Origin of the sequence: Candidatus Schmidhempelia bombi str. Bimp, from assembly GCF_000471645.3 — a bacterium.
In the GTDB taxonomy this organism is placed as follows: domain Bacteria; phylum Pseudomonadota; class Gammaproteobacteria; order Enterobacterales; family Orbaceae; genus Utexia; species Utexia bombi.
Genome location: NZ_AWGA01000054.1, coordinates 18,457 through 37,254 on the forward strand (window position 1 = coordinate 18,457; position 18,798 = coordinate 37,254).

Below are 18,798 nucleotides of genomic sequence, written 5' to 3' on the forward strand. Positions count from 1 at the left end.
TACTCTTAGCCCCTTTGTTTTTTTATTACTGTGATAATAACTAAGCTAGTTAATAAAAATTGCAATTTTTATGCCAATCTCTATTTTTGTGTAAATAAACATGCATAAAAATTTGTCTTCATGCTCATATCACGCTATTATCACCTTTTTGTAATTTTATGGACAAAAATGATTAAAAAATAAGGACATGACCATTAAGCTAAAATAAGTTAAGCCATCTAGATTAGCGATATTATAGCTTTCATTGGGAATTAATCATAAAAAATAAGAAGAGGTTATTGAATGCATTTTATGTCTAGTTGGATAAATTTTTTGACAGAGAGTGTTCATATTGTAAATGATAAAATAAGTTATTTATTGATTGCTGTTTTACTTTTTGCAGGAATCTACTTAACCATTAAGCTCGGATTTATTCAAATCCGTCACATTGGACATATGTTTGGTGTACTTAACCATAGCCGTGAAAAAGATCATTCAGGTATATCATCGTATCAGGCTTTTTGTACTTCCATGGCATCCCGTGTTGGTACGGGTAATGTGGTAGGTATTGCATTAGCAATTACACTTGGCGGACCTGGTGCTGTATTTTGGATGTGGTTAATTGCTATTTTAGGCGCAGCAACCGCATTTGCTGAATCCACGCTAGCTCAGTTATTTAAACAAAAAGATAAACATGGACATTATCGTGGTGGACCTGCCTACTATATGCAACGCGGCTTAAATGCACGTTGGATGGGGGTGGCTTTCTCCATTTTCCTTATTATGTGCTATGGCTTTGCCTTTAATGCGGTGCAAGCCAATACTATTGCTGATTCTATGCGTTCAACATTAAACGTACCAGCTTGGCATACCGGTATTTGGGTGACGTTACTCTCAATTTTAATTATTTTTGGTGGTCTACGTCGTATTGCTAAAATTTCTGAATATGTTGTGCCACCTATGGCTGGCTTATATATTTTAGCGGCGTTAATTATTGTTGTGGCTAACTATTCACGTATACCAGACGTATTTGGTTTAATTTACCGAAGCGCATTTGGTTTACAAGAATTTGCTGCGGGTGGTTTTGGTGCGGCCATCATGAATGGGATTAAGCGCGGACTATTTTCTAATGAAGCAGGGATGGGATCGGCCCCAAACATTGCCGCTGTTGCCACGCCATATCCACCACATCCTGCCTCACAGGGTTATGTACAAATGGCAGGGGTTGTGATTGATACCTTAGTTATTTGTACTGCATCGGCAGCCATTGTATTGTTATCTGGCGTACCATTAAACACGACAGAAGGTGTCGTACTGGTACAACAAGCGTTACAAACACAATATGGTGACTGGTCGCAGTATATTTTACTATTAATTATTCTGTTCTTCTCATTCACCACTATTATTGCCAATTATAGCTATGCCGAAAATTGCTTCTTATTCTTAGGCAAAAAGAAAAATGGTAAACTTTATCTATTTAGGCTAGCTGTTTGTGCAGCGGTAATGTTTGGCTCTGTCGCTTCATTACCTGTAGTCTGGGCAATGGCAGATATCGCCATGTCATTAATGGCAATAACTAACTTAACCGCAGTATTGCTTCTATCAGGGATCGTGATTAAATTAGCTAAAGATTATAATCAACAACGCGCTGAACATAAATTACCGACCTTTGATTTAGCCAAATACCCTGAAATTGAAGATAAAATTGCTGAAGGTGTATGGGGTAAAAAATAATATTATGGTTTTAGCTCAACCTTAAACCATTTCATTAGAAAGCCTTACTATAAGGCTTTCTAATGAATCGCATGTTATTTACTTGTCCTGTTTTCAATAATAAAAAATAAAACCATAGACAACTAACTATTCCTACTATTTTCCCCTACAAAACTAAATTTATCTACCAATTATTTGGGTATAGCTATTCATTTACTTGCCTTTATTTTATGATTATTTAAGTTTAAGCCTTTATTAAATCATATTGAGATAATGTACCATTAACTAACGATGAAGGTGGAGAAACGACGATATAACATATGATCTTCCTAAGCTAGAATTTAAATCAAAGGATAAAAAGTGAGACAAGGATTAATTTTTAATCGATTATTCACATTACCATTTATTCCATTGGTGACCATTAATTACAACAATTTCGCTCTCTATTTCCTTTATATGCATAAAGTTTATTAGCAATAACAGATTTACCTAAAATATTAACCATTTATCGTTATTAAATAAAATAAACAATAAAAAAATTATTCTTTTATTATCAATAAACTAATTAAAAATAACGTTAATAGTAAAATTTTATCGCTTTCCAAAAGATTAGATTTATGTTTTTATAATAAAGATCTACTACAAATATATAACGTTTTATTGAAACCGAATTAATGGTTAACAACAGATTGAACATAAATAACTTGATTGACAATATTATTAATATATTAAATCGTTGTCTTTACTATAAGCAATATAAGGTAACGATTACACTATATGAATAATGATTAAATAACAGACCGATTATTCATTTTTTATCTAGTAATAATAAGGAGCTATAATGAAAGCTGCAGTTGTAACTAAAGATAAACGTGTCGCGATTGAAAACAAAACATTGCGTCCATTAAAACACGGTGAAGCACGATTAGAAATGATTTGCTGTGGAGTATGCCATACGGATTTGCATGTTAAAAATGGGGATTTTGGCGATGTTTCTGGTGTAATTCTTGGGCACGAGGGTATTGGTGTGGTAACTGAAGTTGCCGAAGGCGTAACTTCACTCAAAATTGGCGATAGAGCTAGTGTTGCTTGGTTTTTTGAAGGTTGCGGCCATTGTGAATATTGTAATAGTGGGCGTGAAACGTTTTGTCGTGAAGTTAAAAATGCAGGTTATAGTGTTGACGGCGGAATGGCTGAGGAGTGTATCGTTACCGCTGATTACGCTGTAAAAGTACCTGATGGCTTAGATTCGGCTGCAGCAAGTAGTATTACTTGTGCTGGCGTAACAACTTATAAAGCAATTAAAGTTTCTGGTATTGAGCCTGGACAATGGATCGCTATTTATGGTTTGGGTGGTTTAGGCAATCTCGCTTTACAATATGCGAAAAACGTATTTAATGCTAAAGTCATTGCAATTGATATTAATGATAAACAACTCGCTTTGGCCAAAGATATGGGCGCAGATATGACGTTGAATTCTAAAACAGATAACGTTGACGAAATCATTCAGCAAAAACTTGGTGGTGCACATGCGGCTGTAGTTACTGCTGTAGCTAAATCAGCCTTCAATTCTGCGGTAAATAGTGTCCGTGCCGGTGGTCGAGTTGTAGCTGTTGCGTTACCAGTGGATACCATGGATTTAAATATTCCGCGTTTAGTTTTAGATGGTATCGAAGTGGTTGGTTCGTTAGTGGGTACTCGTGAAGATCTCAGAGAAGCCTTCCAATTTGGTGCCGAAGGTAAAGTTGTTCCTAAAGTTACTATGCGCCCTATTGAAGATATTAATACTATTTTTGAAGAAATGGAAAAAGGGCAATTTACCGGTCGAATGGTAATTGATTTTAAACACAAAGCATAACTTCACAGTAAGCGACATGACTTGATAATACAACGTGATTATCAAGTCATTCCATAACCATTAAATGATTTAGCTCGCGTTTTAAAATAGCCTCAACGACCTACATTATGCGAAAATGTTAGGCGAAACAAACTGATTGCTATTAGCCCTTCGCTTATCCCATAACAATATCATCAACTATTGCCGAATTTTTCTATTTAAAAAAGCTCGCCTTTAATAACACCTTTATTTCGTTTATAGCCTAAGTAGGTTAACCGTTCTCCGCATATTGGTGGACTATTTAATATGGCAATAAAACGATCAATAGATATTAGATAAGTTATCGATATAAAATTAGGTATTGTACCTCGATGATAGATTAAAACTAATTGAGCTAATCACTTTTAAGCGCATTAACCACTGTAGTGTAAATTCGCCAAACGACAATAACTGCTGCATCAAGGTTTAAGTGATATTGATGAAAAATCTTAATGATTATTGTCCTCCGATAATAGTGCTTATAGCTCAAAATGAAACAAAAGCACTGTTATAAAGGGTTCTTTCATGCAACGCTTAAAAAACAATTTATGTCGTGTATATTTTCTAATTTGATAATAGTTCAGATTATTTATGCGTTAGTTATAGACATTTGAATAAAAACTTGTTCTTATAGATATGAGAATAAAATAAGGTGAAACAAGATCATGTGTTATGCCAATTAAAAGGCATAAACTCACATATTATACCGTATTACTCACCTATTTTTTACGTCTAAACATAGTTAGTTCACTGATACTTATATTATTTTATTGATTAAACATTTTTGCATTATGTTCTATGTATTTATGTTAGATATCATCATTCTATCAAATAAAATGTTCATTAATTATAGAGGTTAGTATGAATTTAACTAAAAGATTATCTTTATTAATCTACAACAATAAATTACTTCTTATTGTTGGGATAAGTTGGTTATTCAATGCCCTAGATATAGGTCTATTCTCTTTTCTTTTAACCGCAATAAAACAAGATTGGGGACTCTCATCAAATCAATTAACTTACATTGTTAACATCAACTCTGTTGGAATGGTCATTGGCGCTTGCCTTTTTGGGCTTTATGCAGATAGCAGAGGTCGAAAACCTGTACTAATTTTCACCTTGATTCTATTTAGTATTTTCAGCGGTTTATGTGCATTTGCTTGGAATTTTACTTCTTTTATTATCTTACGTTTTATTATGGGGATAGGATTAGGGGGGCAATTGCCAGTAATCTTAACGTTAATTAGTGAACAGGCGCCTTTAGCTGAAAAAGATAAAATAATTAGCTTAATCGAAGTTTTCTGGTCTTTCGGCATTATCTTTTCTACGTTAATTGGCTATTTTTTATTATCCATTGCTGCAATTAGTTGGCAAACGGTCATGTTACTGATGGCGACTCCCGCTTTATATGCTTTTTATTTAGCGTATAATTTAATGGATATACCTCGTTATCAGAAACCAAATTTACTTAAAAATCCCAAAATGGTTGAATTTAAATTAGGTTATCTATTCAACTCAAAATATAGAAAAAACACATTGATGTTATGGATTGTTTGGTTCTGTATTATCTTTTCCTATTATGGTCTATTTTTATGGTTACCAAATATTATGATCATGAAAGGGATTGGTTTTGTCCAAAGTTTTAAATACATTATATTGATCACTATTGTTCAAATACCGAGCTATTTTTCCGTAATATGGTTAATTAGGTATGTAAGTGGAAAGTTAATACTCATTATGTACCTAATTGGTACGCTAATTAGCGCCGAGTTATTTGGGAATGCAGATTCAATGATGGAATTACTGAGTTACGGGAGTTTACTTTCGTTTTTTAATTTGGGTGCATGGGCGGCATTATATATCCATACTACTGAACAATATCCCTCTTTCATACGCGCAACCGGTATAGGTGCCACGGTATCGATTGGCTTAATTGGTAGTATTTTAGGTCCGTTAATGGCAAAATGGCTAATGGCGAATGCTGTACCGATTCCAAGTATTTTTTCTGTATTTAGTATTGCTATTTTAATTGCTGTGCTGACTTTAGTTATGCAAAATGAGTGCACTCAACAAGAGCAAATGGAATAAATAATGCAACAATGGATAAATTAAAAAACCGATCAACTATGTGATCGGTTTTTTATCATTGTTAGCCATTCATTGCTCAGCTTAATAACGCCTTAGCTTGGGCTAATACATTTTCAACGGTAAAACCAAACTCTTTAAATAATAAATCTGCTGGTGCAGATTCTCCAAAGCTGTGCATACCGATAATACGACCATTTAAGCCAACGTATTTATACCAAAAATCAGCAATACCTGCTTCGATGGCAACACGTGCTGTTACAGCCGATGGTAACACCGATTCACGATAAGACGCATCTTGACGATCAAAGACTTCGGTTGATGGCATAGATACAACACGAACATTGTGACCTTCTGCGCTTAATTTATTATACGCAGCCACAGCCAATTCTACTTCTGAACCGGTTGCAATCAAAATTAACGCTGGTTGTCCAGCACAATCTTTTAAGATATAACCACCACGATATACATTAGCTAATTGTTCGTCGCTACGATCTTGTTGCATTAAATTTTGGCGTGAAAAAATTAAGGCACTAGGACCGTGTTTATGCTCAATAGCATACTGCCAAGCAATAGCGGATTCTACCTGATCACATGGACGCCATGTGCTCATATTTGGTGTATAACGTAAACTTGCTAGTTGTTCGACTGGCTGGTGCGTTGGACCATCTTCGCCAAGACCAATAGAATCATGCGTATAAACAAAGATATTACGTATTTTCATTAAAGCTGCCATACGTACGGCATTACGCGCATATTCCATAAACATTAGGAAGGTTGCGCCATAAGGTATAAAACCACCATGTAATGCAATACCATTCATAATGGCTGTCATACCAAACTCACGCACGCCATAATGGATATAGTTGCCTGCAGGATTCTCATTAATCGGCGCTGATCCAGACCACATAGTTAAATTACTTGGAGCTAAATCAGCACTACCACCTAAATATTCAGGTAATAATTTAGCAAATGCTTCAATAGCATTTTGTGACGCTTTACGGCTGGCAATATTTGCTGGATTAGCTTGTAACGACGCAACAAATGCTTTAGCGGATTCGGCCCAATTATCCGGTAAATCACCATGAACACGGCGTGTAAATTCTTTTGCTAATTCAGGATATATTTTTTCATAAGCGGCAAAACGGTCGTGCCAGTTTTGCTCTGCCTGTTGACCGGCAGATTTAGCATCCCAAGCGCGGTAATATTCATCAGGAATAACAAATGATGGATAGTTCCAGCCTAGCGCCTGTCGTGTTGCCTCAATTTCAGCTGCGCCTAATGGCGAACCGTGGCAATCATGACTTCCTGCTTTATTTGGTGAGCCAAAACCAATGACTGTTTTACACATTAGGATAGAAGGTTTATCGGTGACAGCTTGAGCTTGTTCAATCGCAAGGGTAATAGCGTTGGCATCATGCCCATCAATACCACGGATCACGTGCCAGCCATAAGCTTCAAAACGCTTGGCGGTGTCATCAGTAAACCAGCCTTCGATTTCACCATCAATCGAGATACCATTATCATCATAAAAGGTAATCAGTTTACCTAATTTTAAGGTCCCAGCTAATGAACAAACTTCATGAGAAATGCCTTCCATTAAGCATCCGTCACCTAAAAAAGCATAGGTAAAATGATCAACAATCTCATGGCCTGGACGATTAAACTGTGCGGCTAATGTTTTTTCAGCAATCGCCATCCCCACTGCATTAGAGATACCTTGACCTAAAGGACCAGTCGTGGTTTCAACGCCAGCAGTATAACCATATTCTGGATGACCTGGGGTTTTAGAATGTAATTGTCGGAACTGTTTCAAATCGTCAATAGATAGATCATAGCCCGTTAAATGTAATAGGCTATAAATTAACATCGAACCATGTCCGTTAGATAATACGAAACGGTCACGATCGGCCCAATTAGGATTAGTTGGATTATGTTTTAGAAAACCACGCCATAAAACTTCGGCAATATCAGCCATCCCCATTGGGGCACCTGGATGTCCAGAATTTGCTTGCTGTACACCGTCCATACTCAATGCACGAATAGCATTCGCCAACTCGCGATGTGAAAGTGCTGTTGTCATGTAATTTCTACTCCATTTTTTATTCATATCTAATTATATTTTAAGGAAGGTCAATATTTAAACGGATAGAGAAAAACCCTCCTAGGAGGGTTTTATCAATATTAAAGTAATTGAATTAACATATCTTCCAGTTTTTGTTGATCAGCGGCAAATAATCGAATCCCTTCGGCTAATTTTTCAACGGCCATCGCATCGCCGTTATGCTGCCAACGGAACTCAGCCTCAGTCATTGGGCTTGGTGGATTTAGCACATCTGTAGATGGACTTAATCGACGTTCTGCCGTCTCATTTGCTTGATTTAATTCGGTTAACAGAGCGGGGGATATGGTTAAACGGTCACAACCTGCTAATGCTAGAATTTGTTCTTTGTTACGGAAGCTAGCGCCCATCACAATCGTTTCATAACGGTGCTGTTTATAGTAGTGATAGATATTTCGAACCGAAATGACCCCTGGGTCTTGATCTGCAACATAATCGGTTATTGGCTGTTTTGCCTGGTACCAATCATAGATTCGGCCGACAAACGGTGAAATTAAGAATACCTTCGCTTCTGCACAGGCGCGTGCTTGTGCGAATGAAAACAATAATGTCAGATTGCAATTGATCCCTTCTTGTTCTAATTCCCTCGCTGCTTGAATACCTTCCCAAGTAGCGGCAATTTTGATCAAGATCCGTGATTTATCAATGCCTTTTTCCTTATATAGACGAATTAATTTACGTGCTTTCGCAACACAAAGACCACGATCAAAAGATAATCGCGCATCCACCTCGGTTGAAATACGTCCTGGTACATATTTAAGAATCTCAGCACCAATATTGACAGCAACTTGATCACTAGCATTTAACAATTGGGTTTCTTTATCACCACCTTGTGCTTTAGCGGTGTTAATTGCTTCATCAATGAGATACTTATATTGCGGAAGTTGTGCCGCTTTTAATACTAAAGACGGATTTGTGGTTGCATCCTCTGGTGAAAACTGTTTAATAGAATCAATATCACCCGTGTCTGCAACAACAACCGTATATTTTTTTAACTCGTCTAGTTGGCTCATCGTTTATGTCCTTAAATTTAGATACTGAGTAAAAAACTGCTCTGCTCATATGATCAATCATCATAACGTAGTTAAGATTATATCAATTAGTAAAAAATAAGCTATTTTTACCCATAGTTAATGAGACGCCATATCAATCTTTGATAACAACGCTTACTTAAATCGCTTAAATTTAAGCGGCATGGATCAATAATCGAAATTATGGATGAATAACATTTGATGACTAAGCGATCTGCTTAATGCGTTCAAATGAACATTAGTTTAACTTTTGTTATATTGCAGTATATAGAGAAAAAAATCAGTGATCAAGATCGTTAATTTGACTTTTGCTAGTTAAATCTCAATTATTAATATTGTTTTTATCGATATTAGTCGACAATTGATGGACATATTTTTGTTTTTAATACACGCTTAAAGTGACGATCTGTCTAACGTGCTTTTTTGATCACAAGCCTGTTTATTCTAATGATTATAGAGAGTTATCATCTAAATATATGTCAAAAAATCACACCGAATTTTGTAATAAATTTAATACAATACGTGCATTAGCAGCGCTCGTCGCCAAGACGTCAATCACTCCCGTACGTAAAGCGCCTAAAATAGCCATTGCTTTAGTATTTTCAGAGGCAATCGCAATCACACAAGGGATTTGACGTAATTCCTGAATACTCAATCCAATCACCCTATCATTCATTACGGTATCAACCGTCTGTCCATGAACATTAAAGAAGCCGTAACCAGCGATATCTCCAACCACCCCTTGATGAAGGCTGGCATGAGTGATTTCTTGCGGAGTAAACCAACCCAATTGCACCATATAACTATTTTCATTCATATCGCCTAAGCCGACTAATGCGATATCCGCTTTTCTTGCACGATCAAGCGTCTCTTTTATAACGCGATTTTGCATAAAAATATGTTTGACCTCACCATTTTCGACATAAGCAGGCGCATAAAGTGTCTCACTACTACCATTAAATTTGCGGGCCAGATTACGACTAATATGATCGGCGTCAATAAGTTCGCCATCGCGTAATGTACCGCCAATCCCGCTGATAAATTTACACTGTTTTTCTGGAAATACGCCGATATGACTTGCCACGGCGGCAACATTACGGCCTTGACCAACAGCAATCGTCATACCATTTTTTAAGACACTAGAAAGATAATTGGTCACGAGAGACGCCACTTGTTGCCGCTGTTCAGCTTCATCCTGATGATCGATAGCAATCAACGCACGTTTAAGCTTAAAATGCTCAGTAAATTGCTGTTCAATACTCGAACTGAAAACGGGATGATACTTTACGTTAATTTCAACAATACCTTCAGCCCGTGCTTTTTTTAATAAGCGCCCAACCTTAATACGCGAAATACCAAATCGTTTGGCTATTTCTTCTTGGGTTTGTTCATGTTGATAATAGGCTACTGCGATTTCGGTGAGTAACGCATTGTCTTGATTGGTATCGAATATATCCATTATTTCGTCTCTTTTTCAGTGATTAACACCGTTTATTGGTCACCGTAGATAAGATAGCCATTGGTATTGTTCAGTATGAGATGAGTAAGTATAACATATGAGCCATATTTTAGCATATGTTCACATTATTATCTTGATCCTATCCGAAAAGTAAAAATATATTGAAATGTGTTAGATTAATGGGTCCTTACGCTATAATCTAAGCAATTTGTGACCAAATCAGCCACCATCTATAATAAATGGTTCTTATCATGAAAAAACGATAGTGCCAGAATCGTCACTATCGTTAAATAAAAACATAATGATAACTAGCTTACCATTAATTATTTTTTAGCTCTTTCAAAAGAGGCTTTAATTTCTTGACGCGCTGCTTCGGCATTTTCCCAGCCTTCCACTTTCACCCATTTGCCTTTTTCTAAGTCTTTATAGTGTTCAAAGAAATGAGCGATTTGCGCTTTCAGTAATTCGGGTAAATCAGTCACATCTTGAATATGATCATATTCTTTGGTTAATTTAGAATGCGGCACCGCGACTAATTTTGCATCTTCGCCTGCTTCATCCGTCATTTTTAAGACACCAACTGGACGGCAACGAATGACGGACCCTGGTTGTAATGGATAAGGTGTTGGAACTAATACATCAACAGGATCACCATCGAGTGATAACGTATGATTAATATAGCCATAGTTACATGGATAAAACATCGCTGTAGACATAAAACGGTCAACAAAAAGTGAACCCGATTCTTTGTCTACTTCGTATTTAATTGGATCGGCGTTGGCCGGAATCTCGATAATCACATAAATATCATCTGGTAATGCTTTACCAGCGGGAACTTGATTTAACCCCATGTTATTTTCCTCGTTAGATTAATTAATTTGCCGTCTTATAATTAAGATAAAAGCCTATAGACGATCATAATAGCGCATTATCTGTAAAATTTGAGCAACTATTATAAAGATTATTGCGTATCACTCAATTGTTTTAAATATTGAAAAATTTGTTTCGCTGCTTTGGCTGGTTTATTAGATTGTTGCTCTTTTTTAGCGGCTCTAGCAAGCGTGCGTAACTGTTGACGATCAGCTTCGGGATAAAGTGAGATAATCGTTTCAGCCTCACCGGTTATTATTAATTCATCTCTTAATTGCTCTAATTTATGAAATAAAGCTACCTGCTGATTGTGCTTATTGTTCAATTTATCTAACGCATCGGTAATAGGATCTATGTCTCGACTTCGTAATAATTTACCAATCCATTGGATCTGGCGACGGTAGCCCTCTTTTTTTATTCTTTGTGCAAGTTCAATCGAATACAACAAATCATCATCAAGTGGAATTTTATCCAACTCAGTTTTACTAAGTTTAACTAGCGCTATGCCAAGCTTTTTCAACGCTTCAGCATCACGTTTAATTTCACTTTTGCTGACCCAAATGATTTCGTCATCCTCATCGTCAACCGTTTCAGGTGCAAGTGATTGATTTTGCCAAAGTTCATCATGTTGTTTATTCATAGTGGGTCCAATTGATAAAGTAGTAAAAATAAATAGTATTAAATGTATATCAATACGATTCACCTTCATGATTATTATGATGAAGTGAATATCGACGATATTACGATCGGCAGTTATTGTAATATAAAACGAGCCGAATAGAAAACCAACGCGCAGTACCGCAGCGATTATCCTTATCAACGCTTAATTATGACTAAACAAACTTATTGGATCACCTATTAATAAACTATCCTATAATATTTTTGGTACTGATACTTAAACAAAGCAGATTAGTCTGATCAAACACGATACTTGCTTTGGATTAATGTTCAATTGAAGTAAAAGCAGTCAATATAGATAAATACAGTAATCGTAGTGTATAGCGTGCTATAATCAACCAGTTAAAAAAGACGTGAGTAGAAAGAACCGAAATATGAATAAAATTAAACAAGATGTGATACAGCAAACAGAACGCTTATCAGAGGCGGTGGAATATGCATTAAAGGAATCAATGCAGGGTGCTGAGGCGGCTGAAGTGGCGATCAATCAGTCTACTGGCATTAATATCAGTACCTTAAATGGTAAGACAGAAAATATCGAATTTAATAACGATGGTGCTTTAGCCATTACCGTTTATCGCCAACAACGTGTAGGTAGTGCGTCAACACATGATCTATCACCAACAGCGATCAAACAGACGGTTAAAGCAGCATTAGATATTATGCAATATACCAGTCAAGATCCCTATTCTGGGATAGGTGATAAAGCTCTGATGGCATTTAATGCTCCTGATTTAGATCTTTTCTATCCCGATACGTTAAATGTCGATGAGGCGATGGCGAAGGCTTTAGTTGCCGAAAGAACCGCACTATCCCATCGACAAATTACGGGAAGTGATGGTTGCTATTATAGTAGTCATTATGGTATTCATGTTTATGGTAATAGCCATGGTATGCTAGAAAATTATTGCGCAAGCCGTTATTCGCTTTCTTGTTCGGTAATTGGTGAACACAATGGCGAAATGGAACGAAACTATGCCTATACTACGGCGCGTGATAGCCGTGATTTATTGTCACCGGAATGGGTAGGCGAACAAGCGGCGGCGCGGACTATCGCCCGCTTAGGATCAAGACAAATCAAAACGCAGCAAGTACCCGTATTATTTAGCGCTGAAATCGCAAGCAGTTTATTTGGACATTTAGCGAGTGCAATTAGTGGTGGCGCAATTTATCGTGAATCCACGTTTTTATTAGATGCTATTGGCAAAACCATCTTTCCCAGCTGGCTGACTATAAATGAAGATCCGCATAGATTAAAAGGTTTGGGATCCGCCCCATTTGATAGTGAAGGTACACGAACCATAAAACAACCTATTATTGATGCTGGGCAGTTGCAAACCTATTTACTTAGCAATTATTCGGCGCGTAAATTAGGTTTACACAGTACGGGTCATGCTGGCGGTATCCACAATTGGATGGTTTCATCTAATGGTGGCAATTTAAATGCAATGATCAAACAAATGGATAAAGGCTTATTAGTCACTTCATTAATGGGGCAAGGTGTTAATATTATTACTGGTGATTACTCTCGAGGTGCATCTGGTTTTTGGATTGAAAATGGAGAAATCCAATTCCCTGTTAGTCAAATTACCATTGCGGGTAATCTAAAACAGATGTTTACTAATATTATAGCGATTGGCAATGATATTGAGACAAGAAAAGCCATTCAAACCGGCTCGATTTTAGTTGATAATATGAGCGTTGCTGGGGCGTAATCGGATAAAGAATTAACGGTAACGTGATTAAGTTTCTATATCGTTTTCATTATAATAGGCTTAGGCGTAATCATAATAGATAGTTCAATTGTGGAAAGGATAAAGTACAGATGGAATATAAAAATTATCGGCTAATTGGGTACCTTTTGCGTTTTATGCCAGGATTAAGTAGCTTATTTGATTATAAACGAAAATTTTTCCCAGCGGATTTACGTGCTGGTTTATCTGTGGCGGCCGTCTCGTTACCTGTGTCGATCGCTTACGCGCAACTGACTGGCGTTGGGGCGATTGCTGGCTTATATTCCAGTATTTTACCTTTAATAATTTATGCTCTGTTTGGCTCATCAAGACAACTTATTGTTGGACCTGATACGGCAACCTGTGCTGTTATTGCCGCCGTCGTTGCCCCATTAGCGATGGGTGATCCGATATTACGTTGGCAATTAGTGATAATTACAACTTTATTGATTGGTGGCTGGTGTATTGTTGCTGCCCGATTACATTTGGGGGCCTTGGCTGATTTATTGTCAAGGCCGATACTAATGGGATTACTTAACGGTATTTCCATTACGATTATTATCGATCAATGTGCTAAAGTGACGGGCTTTAAATACCAAACGATGGAATTTATCGAGCGCGTCTACACCTTACCTAGCTATATCACCAAAATACACATCCCGACGTTACTGGTTTCACTCGCTACCTTAGCGATATTAATTGGTCTTAAAAAGACAAAACCACGTTGGCCTGCACCATTAATCGCCGTTATTATTATCACCTTTTTTTCTTGGGTATTTAACTTTGAACAATTTCATATTGCCATCATTGATACCATTTCTGCCGAAGGACTACCACTCTCATCATGGCTTAATTTTGATTTAGGTGCTGCACGTGAAATCGTCGTCCCCTCTATTAACATTGCGATTATTAGTTTTGTCAGCATGATGATTACCGTACGTAGTTTTGCTGCTAAGAACAATTATGATACTGATGCTAATACCGAATTTTTAGCGTTAGGCTTAGCAAATATAGCCGCAGGTTTATCCCAAGGTTTTGTCGTCAGCGGTACCTCTTCAAGAACGGCGGTAAATGATGCAAATGGCGGCAAAACGCAATTAGTTTCGATTATTGCCGCCATCCTTATTGGTTTAGTGGTCCTATTTTTATTAAAACCATTGGCTTACATTCCGATTTGTGTCTTAGGGATCATACTAATTTACTCTTCATGGTTTTTAATTGATCTACGTTCTATTTTTCAGCTCTTTAATCGTGATCGAGATGCTTTTTATTTAAGTTTATCGACGCTAATCGCAGTATTAGCTATTGGTATCATTCCTGGTATGGCGTTAGCCGTTTTATTGGGTTTATTCCTATTTTTGCGTAAAATATTTCGACCGACTGAACAGTTATTAGGTTTAGATGATAATGGGTTAATTCATACCCTTAGTCGTCATACCAAACCGATACCTAATGTTTTTATGTATCGATTTAATTCACCATTAACCTATTTTAATATTGCATATTTTAAACGACGCATACTCACTTTAATTGATCAATCGCCTAAACATTGTAAATGGATCATTATTGATGCTATCCCAAGCTTTACTTATCCGGATATGAGTGTGTTAACAGGTATTGATGAACTGGTTCAATCACTAAAAGTCCGTGATTGTGTTTTAGTATTAGCGGGAAGACGCGGCACGTTACAACGTTGGTTTAATGATATGGACATTAATTTAGATAAAAATCATATTGAATTTACTAACGATCTCTATTTAGCAGTACGTATGGTACAAAGCAATGATCACGCAGCAGAGCTGGCAACAGAATAACTACATTGATATTAGACACCAAGAGTGATAAAGCGTAATTGATGACACTAAACTGATAAATTAAGCCTGTTTTTTGATTTAATGGTATTAACTATTAAATAAAGTTGTTATTGTTTTTAAATTGCGCTTAAGTGTTTAATCTGTAGTTTAGCTGCACGCGTTTAGGTGTTCAAATAACGTACGCATTTAGAAAAATAATTTAAATGGAGATATCTACTTGCATCTAAATAGCTTAATGTTGGCAATAAATAATAGAAAGGGATAGGATAATGCCTTTATGCGCCTATGCTTATAAACAGGTAACACCAAGCCACTTACTAAAAAAATGGTTATTCGCAGTTCACGCAGTATGCTGATCAATGGTCATTCATCTATGTTTTTTAAACATAGACGATAAAACACAATGCTGTTTACGATGATCCTATCGATTTATACTTTATTAATTAGCTTAAAAATGACAAGAAAAGAATTAAGCATTGCCTCTATTACTATAAATCGTTATAATCGCACTGCTTTTTAAGCAAATGTTGGAATTATGCCAATTGCTGGGTCGCCTGTAATTGGTTTTTCTATTTTAAATAGAAACATATTTAAATAAAGAGACTTATCATGTTTACAATTAATGCAAAAGTAAGAACTGATTTAGGTAAAGGTGCGAGCCGCCGCCTTCGTCATGCAAACCATTTCCCTGCCATTATTTACGGTGGTAATGAAGCACCGGTTTCCATCGAATTAAATCACGATGAAGTATTCAATATGCAGGATAAAGCTGAATTTTATAGTGAAGTATTAACTATCGTTATCGATGGTAAAGAGACTAAAGTTAAAATTCAAGCGGTACAACGTCATCCATTTAAACCAAAATTAGTTCATATGGATTTCGTACGCGCTTAATCATATTGATAAGGCGTAATAAGGCTACCCACAAGGTAGCCTTTTTTATTTTACGATTAAACCCTTTCTTTTTTATTATTACTATTTTTGTGACATAATCATCAATATAGAAACATTTAACCAATAAATGTCACTTAATATAATGTTCCATTAAATATAGGCTGAATGTCTTTAGGCTTTTATAAAAATCATAGCTATGACTCAATATATCTATATTGATATAAAATATTATTTACTAGCTATCGTTTTAATATTCATTATTTATTGGATCTTTTTATATAAATAACGATAATTAATGATAAATTAAAAAAATATATTGTTCTCAGGAGAAGTTTCATGTCAAAAGATAATGCATTAGCACCCACATGCGAATTAGTCATCTTTGGTGCTAAAGGGGATCTAACCCGTCGCAAATTATTGCCCTCACTTTATCAATTAGAAAAATATGGACTTCTTGCACCAGAAACAAAAATATTAGGTGTTGGCCGTGCTGATTGGGATAAGACTGCTTATCAAGAAATTGCCAAAGAAGCATTAACCAACTTTATGAAAGAACCTATTGATAACACTGTTTGGCATAATTTTAGCAAACGTCTTGATTTTCATAATTTGGATGTGAATGATGTCGATGCTTTCCATCGCTTAAGTCAACGATTAAATAAAAACTGTCCCGCTATCTTCTATTTCGCTATGCACCCAAGTACCTTTGAAACAATTTGTCATGGGTTAGCTGAAGCGGGATTAAATTGTAAAAAAAATCGTATTGTTATGGAGAAGCCACTAGGTACTGATCTTAAATCCTCACAAGAGATTAATGATGCCGTCGCGCAATATTTCCAAGAATCACAAGTTTACCGTATTGATCACTATTTAGGTAAAGAGACGATACTCAATCTCCTATCATTGCGTTTTGCTAACGCCTTATTTACTCACCAATGGGATAATAATGCCATTGATCACGTTCAAATTACTGTCGCTGAAGAAGTAGGCATTGAAGGACGTTGGAGCTATTTTGATAAAGCGGGACAAATGCGTGATATGGTTCAAAATCATCTATTACAGATTTTGACTATGGTTGCGATGGCGCCGCCTGCTGATTTAAGTGATGAGAGCATTCGCAGCGAAAAAATCAAAGTACTTAAAGCACTACGCCCGATTGACGCAACCAATGTACAACAAATGACGGTACGAGGACAGTACACCTCTGGATTTATACACGGCGATAAAGTATTAGGGTACTTAGACGAAGAAGGGGCAAATCCACAAAGTGACACCGAAACCTTTGTTGCAATTCGTGTTGATATTGATGATTGGCGCTGGTCTGGTGTACCTTTTTATTTAAGAACGGGTAAACGATTACCAGTTAAGACAACAGAGGTTGTGGTTTATTTCAAACGCCCTACCGTTAATTTATTTGCTGAACGCTATCCCGAATTACCACCTAATAAATTGACAATTCGTTTACAACCGAACGAAGGGATTGATATTGATATTTTAAATAAAGTACCGGGTCTAGAAAGTCAGTATCATTTACAAAATACTAAATTGGATCTCAATTTTAATAACGTTTTTCAGCAACCGATAGCTGATGCTTACGAACGTTTGTTATTAGAAGTGATGCGTGGTAAACAAGCATTATTTGTGCACCGTGATGAAGTCGAAGCCGCTTGGAAGTGGGTAGATTCGATTATTAATGCTTGGGATATAGATAATGATGCGCCAAAACCGTATCAAGCTGGTACTTGGGGTCCCGAATCAGCAGTATCACTCATTACTAAAGATGGGCGTTCATGGAGTGATTTTGAATAAAAGGAGATAAATGATGTACCAATTACATGAGTATGATTCAGCAACGACGCTTAATAATGCTTTAGCGACTGAAATTAGCAAACAGCTAAAAGAAGCCATTGCTAAACAAGGTAAAGCAACATTAGCTGTTTCTGGTGGACACACCCCTATTGCGTTATTTAATTTATTAAGTCAAGCTACATTAGACTGGTCGAAAGTTTATATTACATTAGTTGACGATCGCTGGGTTGATAAACACCATGAAGCAAGTAATGAGCGGTTAGTTAACACTCATTTACTGCAAAACCAAGCTCAATCCGCCCATTTTATTAGTTTAAAGGCGGATACAACCAAACCATCAGAAGGACTTGCAGAGGTTCAAGCTCGCTTAGAACAAAACTTACCGATGCCTATCGATGTACTAATCTTAGGCATGGGTGATGATGGACATACCGCTTCACTCTTTCCGCATGCTAAAAATTTAGCGGCAGGCTTAGATATGCATTCAGAAAAACTAGTTATTGATATGCAACCACTCACTGCACCGCATGAACGCATTACATTAACCTTACCTGTGATTCTTGCTAGTCGTCATCTTTACCTACATTTAGTTGGTGAGACCAAAAAAGAAGTGCTACATCAAGCGACACAAGGTCAAGATATCAATGAGATGCCAATCCGAGCAGTACTTCAACAGGATAAAAACCCACTGCAAATCTATTGGGCAAAATAGACCTAATGCCATTGTCTCCGCCA

The 18,798-nt window shown here is 36.6% G+C and carries 13 protein-coding genes; 8 read left to right on the forward strand and 5 right to left on the reverse strand.

The features are described from left to right. Positions 1-282: 282 nt before the first annotated feature. The 3 genes from O970_RS05175 to O970_RS05185 all read left to right on the forward strand — a co-directional run bounded on the left by O970_RS05175 (position 283) and on the right by O970_RS05185 (position 5,656). Positions 283-1,713 (forward strand): alanine/glycine:cation symporter family protein, encoded by a 1,431-nt coding sequence (locus O970_RS05175; protein WP_105291840.1) that lies wholly within the window; start codon positions 283-285, stop codon positions 1,711-1,713. 820 nt (positions 1,714-2,533) lie between these two features. Continuing rightward, the gene (adhP, locus tag O970_RS05180) at positions 2,534-3,550 is read left to right on the forward strand and encodes an alcohol dehydrogenase AdhP (protein ID WP_024496081.1); all 1,017 of its coding nucleotides are present in this window, start codon (positions 2,534-2,536) and stop codon (positions 3,548-3,550) included. Positions 3,551-4,429: 879 nt separating this feature from the next. Continuing rightward, a complete protein-coding gene (locus tag O970_RS05185) occupies positions 4,430-5,656 on the forward strand; it encodes an MFS transporter (protein ID WP_024496082.1) in 1,227 nt (408 codons plus the stop codon). A 76-nt stretch (positions 5,657-5,732) separates the two neighbouring features. Here O970_RS05185 and tkt read toward each other — a convergent pair whose 3' ends face one another. The 5 genes from tkt to yjgA all read right to left on the reverse strand — a co-directional run bounded on the left by tkt (position 5,733) and on the right by yjgA (position 11,775). Beyond that, positions 5,733-7,736, reverse strand: a complete 2,004-nt coding sequence (tkt, locus tag O970_RS05190; RefSeq protein ID WP_024496083.1) for a transketolase — start codon at positions 7,734-7,736, stop codon at positions 5,733-5,735. A gap of 101 nt (positions 7,737-7,837) precedes the next feature. Continuing rightward, positions 7,838-8,788, reverse strand: coding sequence for a transaldolase (tal, locus tag O970_RS05195; RefSeq protein ID WP_024496084.1), 951 nt, complete (start codon positions 8,786-8,788; stop codon positions 7,838-7,840). 505 nt (positions 8,789-9,293) lie between these two features. Then, complete coding sequence (locus O970_RS05200; RefSeq protein ID WP_036562749.1) at positions 9,294-10,265, reverse strand: sugar-binding transcriptional regulator; 972 nt, start codon at positions 10,263-10,265, stop codon at positions 9,294-9,296. A 323-nt stretch (positions 10,266-10,588) separates the two neighbouring features. Further along, the gene (gene ppa, locus O970_RS05205) at positions 10,589-11,116 is read right to left on the reverse strand and encodes an inorganic diphosphatase (protein WP_024496086.1); all 528 of its coding nucleotides are present in this window, start codon (positions 11,114-11,116) and stop codon (positions 10,589-10,591) included. Between the two features lie 110 nt (positions 11,117-11,226). After that, positions 11,227-11,775 (reverse strand): ribosome biogenesis factor YjgA, encoded by a 549-nt coding sequence (gene yjgA, locus O970_RS05210; protein WP_024496087.1) that lies wholly within the window; start codon positions 11,773-11,775, stop codon positions 11,227-11,229. A 412-nt stretch (positions 11,776-12,187) separates the two neighbouring features. Between yjgA and pmbA the strand changes: the two genes are divergently transcribed. The 5 genes from pmbA (at position 12,188) to pgl (ending at position 18,775) form a co-directional block, all read left to right on the forward strand. After that, a complete protein-coding gene (gene pmbA / locus O970_RS05215; protein WP_024496088.1) occupies positions 12,188-13,528 on the forward strand; it encodes a metalloprotease PmbA in 1,341 nt (446 codons plus the stop codon). Between the two features lie 110 nt (positions 13,529-13,638). Beyond that, positions 13,639-15,360, forward strand: coding sequence for a SulP family inorganic anion transporter (locus O970_RS05220; RefSeq protein WP_024496089.1), 1,722 nt, complete (start codon positions 13,639-13,641; stop codon positions 15,358-15,360). A 609-nt stretch (positions 15,361-15,969) separates the two neighbouring features. Next, positions 15,970-16,254, forward strand: a complete 285-nt coding sequence (gene rplY, locus O970_RS05225) for a 50S ribosomal protein L25 (protein WP_024496090.1) — start codon at positions 15,970-15,972, stop codon at positions 16,252-16,254. Positions 16,255-16,590: 336 nt separating this feature from the next. After that, a complete protein-coding gene (zwf, locus tag O970_RS05230; RefSeq protein ID WP_024496091.1) occupies positions 16,591-18,063 on the forward strand; it encodes a glucose-6-phosphate dehydrogenase in 1,473 nt (490 codons plus the stop codon). A 13-nt stretch (positions 18,064-18,076) separates the two neighbouring features. Next, positions 18,077-18,775 (forward strand): 6-phosphogluconolactonase, encoded by a 699-nt coding sequence (pgl, locus tag O970_RS05235; RefSeq protein WP_024496092.1) that lies wholly within the window; start codon positions 18,077-18,079, stop codon positions 18,773-18,775. Positions 18,776-18,798 lie beyond the last annotated feature (23 nt).

Excerpts from the sequence above, each read along its gene's own strand:
- O970_RS05175 (WP_105291840.1), top strand. The coding sequence starts at position 283 with ATGCATTTTATGTCTAGTTGGATAAATTTTTTGACAGAGAGTGTTCAT.
- adhP (WP_024496081.1), top strand. The coding sequence starts at position 2,534 with ATGAAAGCTGCAGTTGTAACTAAAGATAAACGTGTCGCGATTGAAAAC.
- O970_RS05185 (WP_024496082.1), top strand. The coding sequence starts at position 4,430 with ATGAATTTAACTAAAAGATTATCTTTATTAATCTACAACAATAAATTA.
- tkt (WP_024496083.1), bottom strand. The coding sequence starts at position 7,736 with ATGACAACAGCACTTTCACATCGCGAGTTGGCGAATGCTATTCGTGCA.
- tal (WP_024496084.1), bottom strand. The coding sequence starts at position 8,788 with ATGAGCCAACTAGACGAGTTAAAAAAATATACGGTTGTTGTTGCAGAC.
- O970_RS05200 (WP_036562749.1), bottom strand. The coding sequence starts at position 10,265 with ATGGATATATTCGATACCAATCAAGACAATGCGTTACTCACCGAAATC.
- ppa (WP_024496086.1), bottom strand. The coding sequence starts at position 11,116 with ATGGGGTTAAATCAAGTTCCCGCTGGTAAAGCATTACCAGATGATATT.
- yjgA (WP_024496087.1), bottom strand. The coding sequence starts at position 11,775 with ATGAATAAACAACATGATGAACTTTGGCAAAATCAATCACTTGCACCT.
- pmbA (WP_024496088.1), top strand. The coding sequence starts at position 12,188 with ATGAATAAAATTAAACAAGATGTGATACAGCAAACAGAACGCTTATCA.
- O970_RS05220 (WP_024496089.1), top strand. The coding sequence starts at position 13,639 with ATGGAATATAAAAATTATCGGCTAATTGGGTACCTTTTGCGTTTTATG.
- rplY (WP_024496090.1), top strand. The coding sequence starts at position 15,970 with ATGTTTACAATTAATGCAAAAGTAAGAACTGATTTAGGTAAAGGTGCG.
- zwf (WP_024496091.1), top strand. The coding sequence starts at position 16,591 with ATGTCAAAAGATAATGCATTAGCACCCACATGCGAATTAGTCATCTTT.
- pgl (WP_024496092.1), top strand. The coding sequence starts at position 18,077 with ATGTACCAATTACATGAGTATGATTCAGCAACGACGCTTAATAATGCT.